Raw genomic sequence first — 17,694 nt, 5'->3', positions numbered from 1 at the left:
TTCCCACCCCACTGACGCGAGAGTGGATCCCGATTGGACTGGAACGACTTCGCCCAACGGCTGACCCTGGAGCTCTCGCGGCTGCCCGTCAGGTCCTTCCTCATCGTCCAGGGGCCGAGCGGGCTGCCCTACGTCCAGGCCATGCGCTCCGAAGGCGCACTCGACGCCGAAGCGGTGAGCAGCGCCTTCCTGCCCCGCCCGCTCGCCCCCCGCCAGGAGCGGCGGCTCAGGGCCCTCGGCTGGGAGCCGCCGGACGAGGAGGAGCGGCAGAACTGGTGGGACCGCTTCACCCTCCGCGAGCGCGGCTCCCGGGCGTCCTCGGAGCATCTGGAGGCGTGCGCCCTCCTCTCCGGGCAGATGGTGGGCGCCTTCCGCGACGTCTACGGCATCGAGTCGCCGCTCGAACTCGTCTACCAGGCGAGCAGGTCCGGCCCGGAGGGCGGTCCGCTGGCGCTGCCGGGGCTCGGCATCCCCCTTGCCATCCCTGAGAACGAGAAGAAGCCGGCCGCCGACCGGCCGCGGGCCGCGGCACGCGCGGCCCGTCCGTCCGGTTCGACCCTGGAGCGGGCGCTCGCCGAGGCACGGGAGCGCGGCGACCAGCAGGCCTACCTGGAACTGCTCGCGCGGGCCGTCCTCTACCTGCCCGCGCCGGGCGACCCGAACGCCGCCGACCACCAGTACGCCACGGCCCAGTTCGGCGACGGCACGTTCGTCCTGGCCTTCACCTCTCCCGAAGCGATGGACCTGTCACTGCAAGGGCAGGCCGTCCACCACCGCCAGGCGACGCTCGCCGAGCTGTCACGCCACTGGCCGCACCCGGAATGGCAGTTGGCCATCAACCCCGGCCTGCCGAGCGCCTCCTACCTCGATGCCAACGCCCTGCTTGAGCCCGTGGAGGAGCGGCCGCCCGCACGTCCGTCCCGGCCCGCGCGCGCGCCCAGGCCGCCCGCGCCCGCCAAGGAGGCACGGACCAGGCGCCCCCAGGCGCAGCAGCCACAGGGCCCGCCCCCAGCCCAACCGCCGCCGCCGCAGGCTCCACCCCCAGCCCAGCCGCAGCCGCAGCCGCAGCCGCACGTTAGCCGGGCGCCCCAGAACCACGCACCGCAAGCGCCCGCGAATCCTGTGCAGCCTGAGCCGGTGCGACCGCAGCCACAGGGCGACCCATTCCGCACCCGGCCGGTACAGCCGAGCCCCACGCAGGGTGAACCCGTTGAGGCACGCCCCCCGCGGAGCGCTCCAGCACCGGCGGCCTCAGCGCACACGGTCCCTCCCACGCAACCCGACCCTGTACAGCCCCGGCCCCCGGCCCCACCGGCTCCTCCCCAGGCCACACGTCCAGTGCCAGTGGCCCGGCCGATACCGCCCGACCCGGCGGACGTCCACGTGGCCGGTCGTTCCACGATGGCCCCCGGCGCGCCACCGGCCGGTCCGGGGTCGCACGCGACGCCTCCGGACACTCCGATCCAGCCTCGCGGCGCGTCCGCTCCGGCACCGCCTCCTCAGGAAGTGCCGAGCCGCGCCCAAGGCGGGCGCGATGAGCCGCAGCGGATGGGCGACAGGACACCCGCCGAAGGCCCGGCCCAGGTCGTCGTCATGCAGAAGGTGATCCGGGCCGAGCACGTCCAGCACTACCTGGAAGGCGGCTACGACCTCATCGCCGGGTACGTGCACCGATTGCAGGACGTGCGCGAGCTGAACACGCCCGCGGCGCTGATCAGCGGACTGGGGCTCGTCTACGAGGGCTCTCCGTTCGCCCTCTCCGACAAGGAGATCTTCGTGGTCCGGTGGCCGGCGGTGAAGCCGTCGTTGTTCCGGCGCCCGCTCGGCGGGATCGACGAGTGGAGCATGGGCATCATCCCGGGCGGATGGGTGATCGAGAAGGCGCCGTTCCCGGGCTCGGGGTACGCGCCGGGCGACGGCCCCGCGATCCCCGAGTTCAAGATCGAGAGTCAGCGGCTGCCGCACGGCGCCGAGCTGTACCGGCTGGACGCGGCCGGGGCCGAGTCGCTCGTGGCGGGGTACGACGCCGACCTGCGCCGGTGGCTCGTGCGACTGCCGGGAGGACGGGGATGACCATCAGGCACGGCTTCTACGCCGGCTGGCGCGGCACCGAGTACGAGGCGAGCCCGGACGGCGACCAGGTGCGGCTGTACCTGCCGCGCCACGCGGACGGGTTCCGCCAGGTGGCGCACGACCGGTTCGTGCAGGTGGTGCCCATGGCGCAGGTGGACCGCCTGGTCTACGTCAGCACGTACTGCACGTGGCGCGGGGAGCCGTTCGTGGTCCTCGGCGAGCACGAGGGCTGGGTGCGCGTCGAGTACACCGGCGGCAAGGCGCCCGTGGCCGAACGGCTCGGGCTCGAACTCTTCGACCGGGGCGTGTACCAGGCGTGGGCGCCGCGCGCGGAGATCGAGGACATGCGCGAGGAGACCGTCTGAGGCATGCCCGCGCCCCGCGACGGGGCGGTCCGGGGCGGGCAGGACGCGCGCGAGGAGCGATGGTAAGTCTTGGGGATGGCCGTCATCGACATCAACGCCGACCTGGGTGAGGGGTTCGGCATCTGGGAGCTGGGCGACGACCTGGCCCTGCTCGATGTGATCACCAGTGCGAACGTGGCGTGCGGCTTCCACGCGGGCGACCCGCTCATCATGCGGCGGGTGTGCGCGGCGGCGGTCGAGCGGGGGGTGACGATCGGCGCGCAGGTGTCCTACCGCGATCTGGCGGGCTTCGGCCGCCGGGAGATGGACGTCGCCGCGCCCGAGCTGACCGCCGAGGTCCTCTACCAGCTCGCGGCCCTGGACGGCATCGCGCGCGCGGAGGGCGGACGGGTGGCGTACGTCAAACCGCACGGCGCCCTCTACAACCGCATCGCGCGCGACCCCGCGCAGGCCGGGGCGGTCGCCGACGCCGTACGGGCGTACGACGCGTCGCTGCCGCTGCTGACCCTTCCCGGTTCCGCCGTCCATGACGTCGCCGACGGCCTCACCGTGGTCGCCGAGTGCTTCGCCGACCGCGCCTACACGCCGTCCGGTGGGCTCGTCTCGCGCCGGGAACCCGGAGCCGTGATCCACGATCAGGAGACCGTCGTCGGGCGGGCCGTCCGGATGGCCGTGGACGGAACCGTCGTAGCGGCAGATGGAAGCGAGGTCACCTTGCGGGCGCGTTCGGTGTGCGTGCACGGCGACACCCCTGGCGCCGTGGCGTTGGCTCAGGCGGTCAGGACCGCGCTCACCGAAGCCGGGGTGAAGCTGGAGCCGTTCGCGTGAAGGTCCTCCGTGCGGGCGACACCGCGTTGCTGGTGGAGACCGGGGACGTGGCGACCGCGCACCGCCTCAACGCAGCACTGCGGGCCGCCGCCATCCCCGGTGTCGTGGACGTCGTCCCCGGGGAGCAGACCGTTCTCGTCGTCACCGATCCCGCGACCGGCCCTGCCGTCGACCTCGACCGCTTGGCGGCCCGCCTGCCGGGCCTGGCGCTGCCCGCGGACGCGGAGGACGACACGGCGCCCGTGGAGATCCCCGTCGTCTACGACGGCGAGGACCTCGACGAGGTCGCCGAACTCACGGGCCTGTCCCGGGACGAGGTCGTCCACCGGCACGCCTCCGCGTCGTACACGGTCGCCTACCTGGGCTTCTCTCCCGGCTTCGGCTACCTGACGGGACTCGACCCCGCCCTGCACGTCGCGCGCCGCGAGTCACCGCGCACCGCGGTCCCGGCCGGCTCGGTGGCGATCGCCGGACCGTACGCCGCGGTCTACCCGTCGCGGTCGCCGGGCGGGTGGCGGCTCCTCGGCCGCAGCGACCTCCCCCTGTGGGACGTGACGCGCGATCCCCCGTCGCTGCTCCGGGCCGGAACACGCGTCCGGTTCGTCCCCGAGGAGTCCCCGTGATCGAGGTGGTCCGCCCCGGCCCGCTCGCGACCGTGCAGGACCTCGGCAGGCCCGGCCACGCCCACCTCGGCGTCCCGCGGTCCGGCGCGGCGGACGAGCGCTCCTCCCGGCTGGCGAACCGGCTCGTCGGCAACCGGGAGGACGCGGCGGTCGTGGAGTTCACGCTCGGCGGGGCCGCGCTGCGCTTCCACGCGCGCGCTTGGGTCGCGGTCACGGGCGGACCGGTTCCCGTACGCGTCGACGGCCGAGCCCACGGCACGAACGCACCGTGCTTCGTTCCGGCAGGCGCTCTCGTCGAACTCGGTACTCCATCGTCGGGACTGCGCAGTTACCTCGCCGTACGCGGAGGCCTCACCGTGGACGAGGTGCTCGGCAGTCGATCCACCGATCTGCTCTCCGGGCTGGGCCCGTCCCCTCTGGCGGCCGGTGACCGGCTGCCGGTCGGCCCGTCCGACGGGCTCGACGACATCACCGTGGACGTGGCGCCCGCCTGTACATTCCCGGACGCACCCGTCCTGCGCATCCTGCCCGGGCCGCGTGACGACTGGTTCAGCGACGACGCCCTGGCCACTCTCACGTCCACACCGTACGAGGTGAGCGCGGACAGCAACCGCGTAGGCGTCCGCCTACAGGGCCCGCCGTTGACCCGTGCACGCAAGGGCGAGCTGAGCAGTGAAGGGATGGTGACAGGTTCTCTCCAGGTACCGCCCAGCGGACTGCCCATCATCTTCCTGGCGGACCACCCCACCACCGGTGGTTACCCAGTGGTCGCCGTACTCGCGTCGGCAGACGTGTCCATCGCCGCCCAACTGCGCCCCGGACAGCAGATCCGCTTCCGCCTGTAGGGCCTAGGTCAGCGGAGCAGAGGCGGAGCCCGCCAGGTGGGCGACGTCGTTGTAGCCCCGGATGGCCGACAGGCCGCCGGCACGCACCAGCCGCGAGATGGAGCCGTTGTCGGGTGCGAGGAAGGCGAACGGCCGGGAGCCCGTCGCGGTCGCCAGCGCCTGCGCGATCACCCCGCCGTGGGTGAACACGGCGACGCGCCCGCCCGGATGCGCCGCCGCGAGCCGCCCGAGGCCCTCCTCGATCCGCTCGGCGAACGCCTCGTCGCGCTCGGCGCCGGGGATGACGTCCCAGCGCTGCTCGGCGAACATCCGCTGCGCGACCGGGTCGTTCTCCGCGACCATCTTGCGGAACAGCCCGCCTTCCCAGTCACCGAGATGCACTTCGCGCAGTCCCGCCTCCACGCGCGGCTTCAGGCCGAGCCGGCGAGCGAGCGGCGCCGCCGTCTGGACGGTACGGCGGAGCGTGGTGACGTAGATGGCGTCGAGGCGCTCCGTGGCGAGCCGTTCACCGACGCGTTCGGCCTGCTCCACCCCTTCCGGGGCGAGTTCGGGATCGCCTTGCCCGTCCACGAGCGGGAACGGCGTGTCCGGACGGGCCGGCGCGGACGCCCCGTGCCGGACCAGCAGGATCTCGGTCGCGCCCGCGGGCGCCTCGTACGGCTTCTGCCGGTATTCGACCGGCTCCTCCCGCTCGTCCACGAACGGCACCCTAGAGGACCGCTCCCTCCCCGCTCGCACCCGGGTTGGACCGAAAGCCGCCGTCGATGCTCTGGACGGCACCGTGTGACGTACGAGGCGTTCGAGCTCCCTAGCAGGGCCTACAGATTCAGCAGGGGGCGGAGGCGCGCTATCTCGGCGTCCAGAGGACCACTGGGAACGCTCTCGAACGCGGTGACGGCCACAGCGCCTTCCTTGGCCTCCCAGACGCCTGCGACACGGCCCTCGTACAGGACCACTGGGGAGATCCACCCGCCTGGACGACTGACATCGCCCCGATGCTCGACCGGGATGATGGAGGTCGCTCCCGTTCCCGCACCGAGGATGTACTGGTCGAACGCCCCCAGCAATCTGACGGACGTGGTGGGCTCGGCTCCCGCCAACTCGTCCAGGTGCTCCTCCCTCACGTACATCGGGACACCGTCCACCTCGACCGTGGACAACCCGTCCTCGGCTGCGGCGAACCACGACCTGACGTCCTTCTTGCGGCTCGCCTTCCGCGTGAGCCACGTGTCGAACATGTCAGGGGTGGCGGGTCCGTGCGCTCCCAGGTAGGTGTGGATGACGGTTCGGGCGGCGTCCTCGACCGTGGGCAGACCAGTCCATCCGGGCAGCCACCGCTCGGGTGAGGTGAAGGTGACGCGGGCGCCCTGCCGCGGTCCGAAACAGAGCACCCCCCACCAGGCCAACGGTTTGAGCAGCGTCCCCCAGCCGGAACCCAGGACCTCTGCGAGATGCCGCGAACCCGTCTCTTCGACCACGGCCGCGGTGAGCTCCTCCCGGGTGAGCTCAGCACCGCCGCCCAGCGCACCCGCGGCGGCCTCCGCGATCGCCTCCAGGTCGGCGGGCGTGGCACCGAACGTTTTCTGCCAGCTCGCCTTCTCCCAGTTCCGCGTCGTCGCGCAGAGGGCGAGGTAGGCGGCGGCGTCGTCCGCGGGCAGCAGGTGCAAGGTCCCCCGCATGGCCCAGGTCTTGACGAGCGTCCGATCGTCCAGCAGCGCCCGCTGCACCTCCGTGCGGTCGGGCTCCGCCTGCCGGACGGCCACGGCGAACTCGGCGGCGGACGCCACCTGCGCTTGGACGCCGGCCAGCCGACGCGCGAGCCCGACCGCCGTGACGTCGCCGGGCGCCTCGATGTACTGCCGCCGCATCCGCCAGGACCGCACCTGCGCCCATGTCACCGACACCATGCGCCAATTAGAACCCGCGCCACCGACGAAACCGGAATCCGGCGGAAGTCCCGGAAGGCGTCCCTCAGGCGAGGCGGTGGGTCAGCTCGGCGAACGCGTCGCGGACATCGTCGGTGGTGAGCAGCGTCAGGTCGTCGGCGGTGGCGGCCGAGCCGAGCTCCGCCGCGCGGAGCGCCCGGCAGGCGCACGCCTTCTCGTAGAGGGAGCGGGCGAAGCGGCCGTTGCCCAGTTCGTCGATCCGGCCCGTCCCGCAGGCGCGCTGGAACACCAGCGCGAGGTCGTCCAGCGCGCGTTCCTCCCACTGGTCGCCACCCTGCTCCGCGATGAGCTGAGCGATGCGGAGCAACTCGTCGGGCCCGTAGGAGGGGAAGTCCACCCGCACGTCGAACCGCGAGGCCAGCCCCGGGTTGGACGACAGGAACGCCTCCATGTCGGCCTCGTATCCGGCCAGCACGACGACGAGCCGGTCACGGTCGTCCTCCGCGCGCTTCAACAGCGTCTGCACCGCCTCCGCGCCGAACGCGTCCCCGCCCGCGTAGCCCGGGTTGCTCAGCGCGTACGCCTCGTCCACGAACAGGACCCCGCCGAGCGCGGAGTCGATCACCTTGTTCGTCTTCAGCGCGGTCGCGCCGAGGTGCTCGCCGACCAGGTCCGCGCGCTGCGCCTCGACGACCTCCGGGCGGGCGAGCAGGCCGAACGCGGCGAAGATGCGGCCGAGCACGCGCGCGACCGTGGTCTTGCCGGTCCCGGGAGGTCCGGTGAAGACGAAGTGGCGCGTCGGCGGGCGGGTGACGAGGCCCTGCTCCTGCCGCATCCGCGCCACCTGGAGCTGCGCGGCGATCTCGCGGACCTGCCGCTTCACCGGCTCCAGCCCGATCATCGCGTCGAGCGAGCCGAGCGCCTCGTCCAGCGTGGGCGTCTCGGCGTAGCCGCGGTACCGCTCGGTCACCTCGGCGTAGGCGGTCTCGACGTCCTCCGCCCGCAACGTCACCAGGTCGTCCGCCGTGGGTTGCGCCGGTTGCGCGGACGAGGAGACGGCCTCGACCACACGAACGTCCCGCGCGCGCGCCGCGGCCTCCGTCAGCGACCGGACGAACCGTCCGTTGCCGAGTTCGTCGATGATGCCGCGCCGCTCGACCTCCTCGAACCGGACGGCGAGCCGTTGGCGGGCCTCCGGGTCGAGCCGATCCTCGCGGAGCCCGGTGTGGTAGTCGGCGATCTGCAGGAGTTCCTCTGGCCGGTAGGACGGGAAGTGGACGCGAGTACCGAAACGGGAGGCCAGCCCGGGGTTCGAGCTAAGGAACTCCTCCATCTGCGCTTCGTAGCCGGCGAGGATGATGACGAGGTTGTCGCGGTCGTCCTCCGCCCGCTTCAGGAGCGTCTGCACCGCCTCGTCGCCGAAGCGGTCCGGCTGCCCCTCGGCGGAGTTGACGAGCCCGTACGCCTCGTCGATGAACAGCATGCCGCCGAGCGCGGAGTCGATGAGCCGGTTGGTCTTGATGGCGGTGGCGCCGAGGAACTCCCCCACGAGGTCAGCACGCTGGGCCTCCACCACGGTCGGCTCCGGCAGCAGCCCGAACGCGTAGAAGATTTTGGCGAGGACCCTGGCGACGGTCGTCTTGCCGGTACCGGACGGACCCACGAACACGAAGTGCCGCATGGGCTTCTCGGTCGGGACCCCGGCGGCGGCGCGGAGGTGCGCGGCCTCGATCGAGGCGGCGATGGAGCGGACCTGGCGCTTCACCGGCTCCAGCCCGATCATGCCCTCCAGCTCCGCGAGGGCCTCGGCGACCGAGATCTGCGGCACCTCGTCCCGGCGGCCCTCGGGCGACGCGGCGGGTCCGGGCACGACCGCGGTGTCGGCGGCGGCCTGCGCGGCGGCTCGCTGGTCGTAGACGGCTTGGACGCCCGACGGGACTCCCGGGTCGGCCGCGGTCCCGTCGGCGCCTGAGCCGCCGCCTGAGCCGTCCGCAGGGCCGGTTCGCGGGCCGCCGCCCGGACCCACGCCCCCGCGCCGGTCGGGGCGGTCCGGTCTGTCGCGCTTGTCCGATCCGGGCGGGCCCTTGCGCGCGACCGCCGCGCCGTCCCCCTTGGGACTGGCCTGCTCCTGGACCCAACCCGTCTCGTAGGCCTCGGCGGGCACGGCGCGGCGGGCCTGGTCCCAGCGGTAGGCGAGGACGGCCAAGGCCGCGACCCACCCGGGCGCCACACTCGCCTCCGGAAGGGGATCGGCGGCGGCCGCCGTGACCACCCCGGCGGAACCCAACGCGAGCACGGCGGTGCGCCATGGGGCGTACCCGCGCAGGCGGAACGCGACGAAGGCCACGGGCAGGGCGAGCAAAGCGAGAAGCAGGGTCGGGCTCAGGTAGGACGGTTGCGCGTCGTCCGGGTAGAGCCGTCCCAAGGGCACCGACAGGGCGAGCCAGGAGACCATCACCGCGATGACGGCCATCCCCGTGGGCGACCTGAGCGTCAGGTGGACGACGATGACGAGTATGACCGCGAAGGCTGCCGTGGCGAGGACCGGTCCGTCCAGGACGACCGTGGCGGACAGCACCACGGCCAGCACGAAGAGGCCGCCCAGGAAACGCAGACCGGGCGGGATCTGGAAGTAGCGCCAGCGCAGGCGCTCGAAGAGATCCCGTGCCGCGGTGCCCTTCGGTGGGCGGGAGCGGAACCTGCCGAACAAAGCCATCGAAATCGAGTAAAGCGCAGGACCCGTCAGAACGGGACCTCCCGAGCTCGGTTGCTTGGGCGCCGGCCGGGCGGACGTCCACCGACGGCGTACCGGCGGAACCGCTGGACCAGGACATTCGTACTGGATTAGCCCGTACTTGCAACTCTCGGAGAAGAGAGCCGGGCACGCGTACCGTGTTCCCGTGAAGGCCATACCCAGACGGATCCCCGACCTGGACCTGGAGAAAATCGACAGGCGCGGTCCCAACGCCCGGCCCTTCATGTTCTGGCTGGTCGTCCTCGCCTGGCCCTTGACGGACGCGCTCAAAGGCCGGACCCACCCCATGTGGCCGGCCCTTCTGGCACTCCTGGCGTTCGCGGTCCTGCACCTCTCCGTCATCCGCACGGCGTTCGACGGCCGAGTCCCCCTACGGGTGCCGGTGGGGCTGCTGGTGCTGCAAGCGGGCGTCGCCACCGCGGCGGCACTGGCCTTCCAGGGCCGGTGGTATTCGATGTTCCCGCTGCTCGGCCTCGCGACGGGCGTCGTCGTGGGGCACACGCCGCAGCGGAGGCGAGGACCCGAGATCACGATGCTGCTCGCCATCGGCGGGGTGTCCGTCCTGTGCGCGCTCGTCATCCAGGTGGGCGGCGAGAGCGGCGCCAGCGTCCTCGCCTACTGGTACGGGACCGTCACGGCCGGACTCGTCACGGCGGTCGTCCTCCGCCTGGTCACCGTCATCGGCCTTCTGCGCGACGCCCGGGAGGAGCTCGCCGAGGCCGCCGTCGCACGCGAGCGGCTGCGCTTCTCCCGCGACCTGCACGACCTGATGGGGCACACCCTGTCGCTCATGGTCGTCAAAGCGCAGGCCGTCCGGCGGATCGTCGAGCGCGACCCGACGCTTGCTGCCGAACAGGCCGCCGACATCGAGACCGTCGGACGACAGGCCCTGGGCGAGGTGCGGCAGGCGGTCACCGGTTACCGCGGCCGCGGTCTCGCGGGCGAGCTCGACTCCGCCCGTACTGCGCTGTCGGACTCGGGCGTCGACGTCGACGTGCGCCGCTCCGGCGCTCCCCTCCCCCCTGAGGAGGACGCCCTGCTCGGGTGGGCCGTACGCGAAGGCGTCACCAACGTGATCCGGCACAGCGGTGCGCGGCATTGCGCGATCACCATCCGGAATGAGGGTGACCGTGCCGTGCTGGAGGTCAAGGACGACGGCCCCGGCCCACGCAACACCACCGGCGACGAAGCGGGCTCCGCCGGATCAACCGACACCGGCCTGGATCTGGGTCCGGGTGGACACGGTCTACGCGGCCTCAGGGAGCGGATGGAAGCTGCCGAAGGCACCGTAGCGGCGGGCCCGTCACCGGACGGGGGTTTCCTGCTCAAGGTCACCGTCCCCGTCAGTGCTCCGCGGTGATACGGCAGGTGGACAATGAGGCGGGGAGGAAGCACGTGATCAGAGTTCTGCTCGCCGAGGACCAGGGCATGATGCGCGGCGCGCTCGCGCTCCTGCTCGGACTCGAAGACGACGTGGAGGTCGTCGCCCAGGTCGGCGACGGCGCCGGAGTCCTGGCGGAGGCGCTGCGGACCCGCCCGGACGTGGCCGTCCTCGACATCGAGATGCCCGGCCGCAGCGGGCTCGACGTCGCCGCCGACCTGCGCCGCGAGCTGCCCGCCTGCAAGGTCCTGATCGTCACCACGTTCGGGCGCCCCGGCTACCTGCGGCGCGCGATGGAGGCGGGCGCGAGCGGGTTCCTGGTCAAGGACGGGCCGATCGAGGACCTGGTGGCGGCCCTGCGCCGCGTCCTCGCCGGTGAGCGGGTCGTGGACCCCGTCCTCGCGGCCGCCGCGCTGTCGGTGGGACCGAACCCGCTGACCGACCGCGAGCGGGACGTGCTGACGGCGGCCTCGGACGGGGCGACGGTGGCCGACATCGCCGGACGCCTGCACCTGTCGGAGAGCACCGTCCGCAACCACCTGTCCGCGGCGATCGGCAAGACGGGCGCGCGCAACCGCATCGAAGCCGTCGGCACCGCGCGCCACAACGGCTGGCTCTGACCCTTCGTCCCCTAGGGTGTTCCCGTGACCGACCCGACCGGCGCGCTACCTGGCCTGGACGCCGACACCCCGGCGTCGGAGGCGACGCCACGCATCGCCGGTTACGCCATCGAAGAGGAACTCAAGGCAGCCCTCGCCGAGGACGGCCGTCCGCTCAGCATCGCCGGAGTGGACGAGGTCGGGCGCGGTGCCTGGGCGGGCCCCGTCGTCGTCTGCGCCGCGGTCACCGACCTGAGCCCGCCTCCCGTCCTGCCAGGCCGCGGCAAGCGGACCGTGGGGCTGACCGACTCCAAGCTCCTCACAGAGGCGCACCGCGCGTCGTTCGCCGAGATCCTCCCCGGCTGGCTCAGCGGACACGCCATCGGCGCGTCCTCCCCGAGCGAGATCGACGAGGTCGGCATGACGGAGGCGCTGCGCCGTGCCGCGGTCCGCGCACTGGAGGCCCTGCCCGTACCACCCGACGTGGTCATCCTGGACGGCAAGCACGACTTCCTGCGCCGCCCCTGGAAAGTGCGATGCGAGATCAAGGCGGACCAGCGCTCGGTGACGGTCGCGGCGGCCTCCGTCCTGGCCAAGGTCCACCGCGACCGGCTGATGGCCGACCTGGACACCGAGTTCCCCGGCTACGGGTTCGCCGACAGCGCGGGCTACCCGTCGCCCGTCCACCAGCAGGCGCTGAAGGAGTCCGGCCCCACTCCGCACCACAGGATGTCCTGGTCCTACCTGGACGACCTGCCGCGCTGGCGCCACCTCAAGCGGCACCGTGACCCGCTCGCCGGAGAAGGCCAGCTCAGCCTCATCTAGAACCCCGCGCGGACGACGATGAGTCATCCCGAAGTACCGGGGTACGGCGGCGTCCAGTGGAGGTGAACGCCATGGACGCTGTTGTGAGGAAGCTGCTGGACGAGCACGGCGAGACCTTCGCCGAAGAGGCCGGCGCACCGCTCAAGGACCAGCCGGCCGCGCTCTTCAAGCTCCTGGTCCTGGCCAACCTCCTGAGCGCCCGGATCTCGTCGGGGATCGCACTCGCCGCCGCCCGGGAACTGTTCGCGGCAGGCGGCGGCACCCCGCGCGGCATGTGCGGGCTGACGTGGCAGGAGCGGGTCGACGCGCTCGGCAGGGGCCATTACGTCCGCTACGACGAGAGCACGGCGACCCGCCTCGGCGAAACCGCGCAGAGAGTCCTGGACGAGTACGGCGGCGACCTCCGCAAGCTCGCAGACGCAGCGGACCACGACCCGAAGCGCGCGCGTGAACTCCTACAGCAGTTCCCCGGCATCGGCCCCACAGGAGCGGACATCTTCTGCCGCGAGGCTCAAGCCGTGTGGCCCTGGCTCCGCCCCTACATCGACTCCCAGGTGCAAAAGGGGGCCGAGCGGCTCGGACTGCCCACCGATCCAGAGAAGCTCGCCTCCCAAGTACCGGGGAAGGACCTGGCGAAGCTGACCGCAGCACTCGTCAGAACGGCGCGCGACAAGAAACTCGCCGACGCGGTGAAGGGCGAGTGACAGTCAGAGACCTCAGCCGCGTTCCGCCGACCCACTGACTACACGAGCCGGGGCCGACGGACACGACACACCCAGGGTCAGTCCTTACCGCGCGAAGCGACCCACTCCAGATTCCAGCCGTACGCCTGGTCGACCGACATCTTGCCCCAGCGCGGACGGCCGGGCGGAGGCAGCACGAACCGGCCCTCACGGCGCACCACCAGATCCCCGCCGACGTTCTCGATGAGCGCGAGGACCGCGTCGCGGGACGCGTCCACGCAGTCGTCCATCCGCATCTCGATCGGCTGGGAACCGACCGGGTACAGCGTGGCGATCGCGTCCAGGCCGCGGAAGTCGTCGGCGCCGTCGTAGATCTCGGCGAAGACCAGGATGCGCTTGAAGTCGGCGGTGTGGTCGAGGTTGATGGTGAGGTTCTCACCCGTCTCGACGGCGCCCGTCCGGTCGTCCTTGTCGAGCTTGATGAACGGCGCCCGGTCGAGCGTGCCCATGTCACCGAGCGCGTGGATGATCCCCTTGCGGCCGTCCTGCAGCTCCCAGAGGCAGCACAGGTCGAGGTCCAGGTCGACACCGCGGCGGCGCTTGCCGAGCCGTCCCTTGGCGACGCCCTCACGAGCCGTCCAGTTCAGGTTGACGCGCATGTTCCCGGACGTCGCACCGTGCTTGGTGAGCGACACCGACGGCGCGTTCTTCGTGAGGGAAATCTTGCCGCCCTGCTGCTGCGGGGCCTGCTGCTGGGGCGGCGGCTGCTGACCGTAACCAGGAGCCGGCGGGGGCGCGTACTGCCCGGGCGGAGGCGGACTGTACTGGCCACCAGGCGGAGGCGGCGGAGCGTACTCCCCAGGCCCAGGCGGGGGCGGCGGCGGGGCGTACTGCCCAGGCGGAGGAGGCGGCGGGTACTGGCCGGGCGGCGGAGGCATGTACTGGCCCCCGGGCGGCGGCGGGGCGTACTGCTCCTGGCCGGGCGGAGCGTACGGGCCCGGCGGAGGAGGCGGTGCCTGCGGCTGCGGAGGCGCGGGAGGGGGTGCCTGCGGCTGCGGAGGCGCGGGAGGGGGTGCCTGCGGCTGCGGAGGGGCGGGCGGAGGCGGAGCGGCCGCCTGCTGGGGCTCGTCGACCGAGATGCCGAAATCCGTGGCGAGCCCCGCGAGCCCCGAGTCATAGCCCTGGCCGATGGCACGGAACTTCCACGCGCCCTGGCGCCGGTAGAGCTCGCCCAGCACGAACGCGGTCTCACTGGTGGCGCCCTGACTGTCGAACCGGGCGATCTCCGTTCCCGCCGCGGCGTCCAGCACGCGCACGTACAGCCCCTTGAACTGCCCGAACGTGCCCCCGTCCGCGGACGCGGCGATGACGACCTTCTCGATGTCGGGTTCGACACGGCTCAGGTCGACCGACAGGACGTCCAGCACGGTCGGCCCCTGCTGCTTGCCCTCGTGCCGCACGGCCCCGGACGCGTGGGCCGGCTGGTTGTAGAAGACGAAGTCGTCGTCGGAGCGCACCCGTCCCGTGCTGGCCAGCAGGAGCGCGGACGCGTCCGCGTCGGGCACGCCGGGCCCGCCCTGCCAGCCGAGCTCGACCCGGACCGAGGGAACCGGCACCGCGGTGTTGGCGCCCTTCTGCATGGACATGAACGCTCCTCATCGTCGGCCGACGTCACCAAACTACGGGCAGCCGCGCGGCCCCGCGACCTGCCACGAGGGAGGACGGACGACACCCTCACGGAGTTCCGGGCCCTCGGTAAGGCGCGGCGCACAACGTCAAGAATCGGTGGTCATCTCCACGGGCGGGGTGCCGGGAAGCGGTGTGGGATCGGGAGCGCGGAGCCCGTCCAGAACGATGCCGAGGTTGCGGTCCCACTGCTGCGGGCTGGCGCGGACACCGAGGGTGTGGTCACCCGTGGACACCGACACCATCAGGAAGGCGACGTCCTGCCAGGTGATGTCCGCCCGCATCACACCGGCCGTCTGAGCGCGCTCCACCAGCAGGCGGATACGGTCGCGCAGCTCGGCTCGGGCATGGTCGAGCGGGCCACCGAGCCGTTCGTTGATGTCGCACAGTTCGTTGCGGAGCCGGATGTAGGCCCCGGCGAAATGCCGGAAGCCCTCCCAGGGATCCGGGTCGGCCAGCCCCTCGTCGCCCTTCGTGACGATCTCTCCCAGCACCTCGGCGAGCACCGCCTCCAGCAGGACCTCCAGCGTGCTGACGCGCCGGTAGAACGTCCCGACCCCGACCCCCGCCCGGCGGGCGATCTCGTGCGCCGTGATCTCGCCGCCGACCTCGCCGGCGGCCTCGCGCGCCGCCCGGACCAGCCGCTCCACGTTGCGCCTCGCGTCGGCGCGCGGGCGCCGGCCCGAGCCGTCGTCCAGGAGCCGATCGACGGCGCTCGGTGTGCTGCTCATGACCTCGATCCTAGCAATAAGCGGACACTTACACTCCGTTTTAAGTGGACAGGCCGCGTCCGCTTGCGCTAGCGTCTGCAAACGGACGAGGTCGGTCCGCTTACGCGGGAACGACGACCGACGAACTCACGAAGGGACCCGTCATGTCCAGCGAGAAGATCCGGGTGGGCATCATCGGCGCGAACCCCGACGAGGGGTGGGCCGCACGGGCGCACATCCCCGCCCTCCGCGCGCTGCCCGGCTACGAGATCACCGCCGTCGGCACCACCAGGAAGGACACCGCCGAGGAGGCGGCCCGCCGCTTCCACGTCCCGCACGCCTTCACCGACGCGCGGGAGCTCGCGGCCCACCCGGACGTCGACCTGGTCGCCGTCACCGTCAAGGTCCCCGCCCACGACGAACTCGTACGCGCGGCACTGGACGCCGGCAAGCACGTCTACTGCGAATGGCCGCTCGCCCGCACCACCGCCGAGGCCGAGGGGCTGGCCGACCTGGCCGACGACGTCGGCGCACGGCACGCGGTCGGGTTGCAGGCGCGCTTCTCGCCCGCCGTCCAGTACGCGCGCGACCTGGTCGCCGACGGCTACGTGGGCCGGGTGACCTCCGTCAACGTCTACGCGGCACGCGGCAAGGGAGCGGGCTCCACCATCGCCGCCCGGTCCGCCTACACCCTCGACCAGGCCAACGCCGCCGGCGCACTGGAGGTCGGCACCGGCCACACCCTCGACGCCATGGCGCACATCGTCGGGGACGTGGCCGAACTCTCCGCGGAACTCGCCGTCCAGCACCCCGAGCTCACCGTCAAGGGCACCGGCGAGACGGTCAAAGCCACCAGCCCCGACCAAGTCCTGGTGAACGCCACCCTCGCCAGCGGCGCACTGGCCGCCGTCCACATCCACGACGCCAAGGTCACCGCGGCCCGCACCCGCATCGAGATCGCCGGAACGGAAGGCGACCTGGCGCTCGTCTCCGGCGGCCCCGCCGCTGCCTACGGCGTCCAGATCGGCTCGCTGATCCTCCTCGGCGCGCAGGGGCTCGGCTCGTCCCGCGAGCAGCTCCCGATACCGGAGCGCTACCTATGGGCTCCCGACACCGCACAAGAGACCGAGGTCCTCAACGTCGCCCAGTTCTACGGCAGCCTCGCCGACGACATCCGAACGGGCAGCCGCACCACACCCGACTTCCACGACGGCCTTCACGTGCACCGCCTACTGGACGCGATCAGGGCCTCCGCCGCGACCGGACGGCGCCAGACCGTCGCCCGATCGACCGGCGCAAGGGAGCGAACCGTTGCCCGGTCATGACCGCGCCCACCGCGGTCACGGAACCCGGGCCGTCCACTCCTCGGTGCTGAACTTCTCGGTCACGTACTTCTCGGCCAGCCTCAGCTCGTCCTCGCTGAGCCGGTCGTCCACGAGCCCGTACCGGCCCCGGAAGTGCGCGATCATGCGGTCGATGATCGCCTCGCGGGGCAGCCCGGTCTGCCGCCGCAGCGGATCGACCCGCTTGTTCGCGCTGGCGATGCCCTTGTCCGACAGCTTCTCCCTGCCGATCCGCAGCACCTGCAGCATCTTGTCGGCGTCGATGTCGTAGGACATCGTCACATGGTGCAGGACGGCCCCCGCCGCGAGCCGCTTCTGCGCCGCCCCCGCGATCTTGCCCTGGTCCGAGGTGATGTCGTTCAGCGGCTGGTACCAGGCCTTGACGCCCAGCTCCGCCAGCGCTCCCAGCACCCAGTCGTCGAGGAACGCGTAGCTCTCGGCGAACGACATCCCCGCCACCAGCGTCTCCGGCGCGTACAGCGAATAGGTGATCGTGTTGCCCGGCTCGACGAACATCGCACCACCGCCGCTGATGCGGCGCACCACGTCCACGCCGTACCGCGCGGCCTCGTCCGCGTCGACCTCGTTGCGCAGCGACTGGAAGCTGCCGATGACCACCGCGGGCGACGCCCACTCCCATACCCGCAGCGTGGGCGGCCGCTGCCCGGCGCCGACCTCCTCCGCCAGCACCTGGTCGAGCGCCATGTGCAGAGCGGGCCCCTGCGGTGCCTCATGGATCAGCCGCCACTCGTGGTGCCGCCAATCCGACGCCTTCGCCACCGCCCGCCGGACCGCGATCCCCACGGCCTCGGCCGTGATCCCGAGCATCACCGTGCCCGCCGGCAGCCCGGCCTGGACGCGCGCCCCGATCTCCCTGGCCTCAAGCCCCGCAGGCAGCCCGTCGAGGACGGCGTTGATCGTCTCCAGCGCCTCGTCCGGTTCGAGGAAGAAGTCACCACTGATCCTGGGAGCGCGCAGCAACCCGTCCACGACGTCGACATCGGCGACGACGAGCTTGCCTCCCGGCACCTTGTACTCACCGTGCATCACGCCAAGTCCAACCCCGCCGACCATCGCCCGATTCCGCCGCAC

General features: G+C 72.2%; 16 protein-coding genes. 10 read left to right on the top strand and 6 right to left on the bottom strand.

Features of this window, described 5'->3' with window-relative positions:
• Positions 1-33 precede the first annotated feature (33 nt).
• The 5 genes from E1300_RS53410 (at position 34) to E1300_RS14620 (ending at position 4,734) form a co-directional block, all read left to right on the top strand.
• Positions 34-2,073, top strand: coding sequence for an SseB family protein (locus E1300_RS53410; RefSeq protein WP_131757540.1), 2,040 nt, complete (start codon positions 34-36; stop codon positions 2,071-2,073).
• On the top strand, positions 2,070-2,438 hold the full coding sequence (locus E1300_RS14635) for a UCP033725 family protein (protein ID WP_131757539.1): 369 nt from the start codon (positions 2,070-2,072) through the stop codon (positions 2,436-2,438). Before E1300_RS53410 ends, E1300_RS14635 begins: the two co-directional genes overlap by 4 nt.
• Positions 2,439-2,513: 75 nt before the next feature.
• A complete protein-coding gene (locus E1300_RS14630; protein ID WP_131757538.1) occupies positions 2,514-3,266 on the top strand; it encodes a LamB/YcsF family protein in 753 nt (250 codons plus the stop codon).
• A complete protein-coding gene (gene pxpB, locus E1300_RS14625) occupies positions 3,263-3,889 on the top strand; it encodes a 5-oxoprolinase subunit PxpB (RefSeq protein WP_131757537.1) in 627 nt (208 codons plus the stop codon). The genes E1300_RS14630 and pxpB overlap by 4 nt, the downstream gene beginning before the upstream one ends.
• Positions 3,886-4,734 (top strand): 5-oxoprolinase subunit C family protein, encoded by an 849-nt coding sequence (locus E1300_RS14620; RefSeq protein WP_131757536.1) that lies wholly within the window; start codon positions 3,886-3,888, stop codon positions 4,732-4,734. Before pxpB ends, E1300_RS14620 begins: the two co-directional genes overlap by 4 nt.
• Before the next feature lie 3 nt (positions 4,735-4,737).
• Here E1300_RS14620 and E1300_RS14615 read toward each other — a convergent pair whose 3' ends face one another.
• From E1300_RS14615 to E1300_RS14605, 3 genes are all read right to left on the bottom strand, one after another.
• Positions 4,738-5,433 (bottom strand): histidine phosphatase family protein, encoded by a 696-nt coding sequence (locus tag E1300_RS14615; RefSeq protein ID WP_131757535.1) that lies wholly within the window; start codon positions 5,431-5,433, stop codon positions 4,738-4,740.
• Positions 5,434-5,552: 119 nt separating this feature from the next.
• The gene (locus E1300_RS14610) at positions 5,553-6,641 is read right to left on the bottom strand and encodes a winged helix DNA-binding domain-containing protein (RefSeq protein WP_131757534.1); all 1,089 of its coding nucleotides are present in this window, start codon (positions 6,639-6,641) and stop codon (positions 5,553-5,555) included.
• Positions 6,642-6,705: 64 nt separating this feature from the next.
• On the bottom strand, positions 6,706-9,336 hold the full coding sequence (locus E1300_RS14605) for an AAA family ATPase (RefSeq protein WP_207399723.1): 2,631 nt from the start codon (positions 9,334-9,336) through the stop codon (positions 6,706-6,708).
• 184 nt (positions 9,337-9,520) lie between these two features.
• Here E1300_RS14605 and E1300_RS14600 point away from each other — a divergent pair, with 184 nt between their 5' ends.
• From E1300_RS14600 to E1300_RS14585, 4 genes are all read left to right on the top strand, one after another.
• Complete coding sequence (locus E1300_RS14600; protein WP_131757533.1) at positions 9,521-10,735, top strand: sensor histidine kinase; 1,215 nt, start codon at positions 9,521-9,523, stop codon at positions 10,733-10,735.
• 35 nt (positions 10,736-10,770) lie between these two features.
• A complete protein-coding gene (locus E1300_RS14595) occupies positions 10,771-11,376 on the top strand; it encodes a response regulator transcription factor (RefSeq protein ID WP_131757532.1) in 606 nt (201 codons plus the stop codon).
• 93 nt (positions 11,377-11,469) lie between these two features.
• Positions 11,470-12,180 (top strand): ribonuclease HII, encoded by a 711-nt coding sequence (gene rnhB / locus E1300_RS14590; protein WP_131757566.1) that lies wholly within the window; start codon positions 11,470-11,472, stop codon positions 12,178-12,180.
• Between the two features lie 71 nt (positions 12,181-12,251).
• A complete protein-coding gene (locus E1300_RS14585) occupies positions 12,252-12,884 on the top strand; it encodes an HhH-GDP family DNA glycosylase (protein WP_131757531.1) in 633 nt (210 codons plus the stop codon).
• 77 nt (positions 12,885-12,961) lie between these two features.
• On the opposite strand, the gene E1300_RS14580 is transcribed toward E1300_RS14585, so the two are convergent.
• Together E1300_RS14580 and E1300_RS14575 are read right to left on the bottom strand one after the other, a co-directional pair.
• Positions 12,962-14,509: a TerD family protein gene (locus E1300_RS14580; RefSeq protein WP_131757530.1), complete on the bottom strand. Its 1,548-nt coding sequence runs from the start codon at positions 14,507-14,509 to the stop codon at positions 12,962-12,964.
• A gap of 129 nt (positions 14,510-14,638) precedes the next feature.
• On the bottom strand, positions 14,639-15,280 hold the full coding sequence (locus E1300_RS14575; protein ID WP_131757529.1) for a TetR/AcrR family transcriptional regulator: 642 nt from the start codon (positions 15,278-15,280) through the stop codon (positions 14,639-14,641).
• A gap of 143 nt (positions 15,281-15,423) precedes the next feature.
• Between E1300_RS14575 and E1300_RS14570 the strand changes: the two genes are divergently transcribed.
• On the top strand, positions 15,424-16,584 hold the full coding sequence (locus E1300_RS14570; protein WP_131757528.1) for a Gfo/Idh/MocA family protein: 1,161 nt from the start codon (positions 15,424-15,426) through the stop codon (positions 16,582-16,584).
• 15 nt (positions 16,585-16,599) lie between these two features.
• Here the strand turns inward: E1300_RS14570 and lplAB are convergent, their stop codons facing one another.
• Complete coding sequence (gene lplAB / locus E1300_RS14565) at positions 16,600-17,649, bottom strand: lipoate-protein ligase LplAB (RefSeq protein WP_131757527.1); 1,050 nt, start codon at positions 17,647-17,649, stop codon at positions 16,600-16,602.
• Positions 17,650-17,694 lie beyond the last annotated feature (45 nt).

The sequence above is a fragment of the Actinomadura fibrosa genome (assembly GCF_900659615.1).
In the GTDB taxonomy this organism is placed as follows: domain Bacteria; phylum Actinomycetota; class Actinomycetes; order Streptosporangiales; family Streptosporangiaceae; genus Spirillospora; species Spirillospora fibrosa.
The sequence above is the reverse complement of the archived record's forward strand: the minus strand, read 5'-3'. Positions and strand labels throughout refer to the sequence as shown.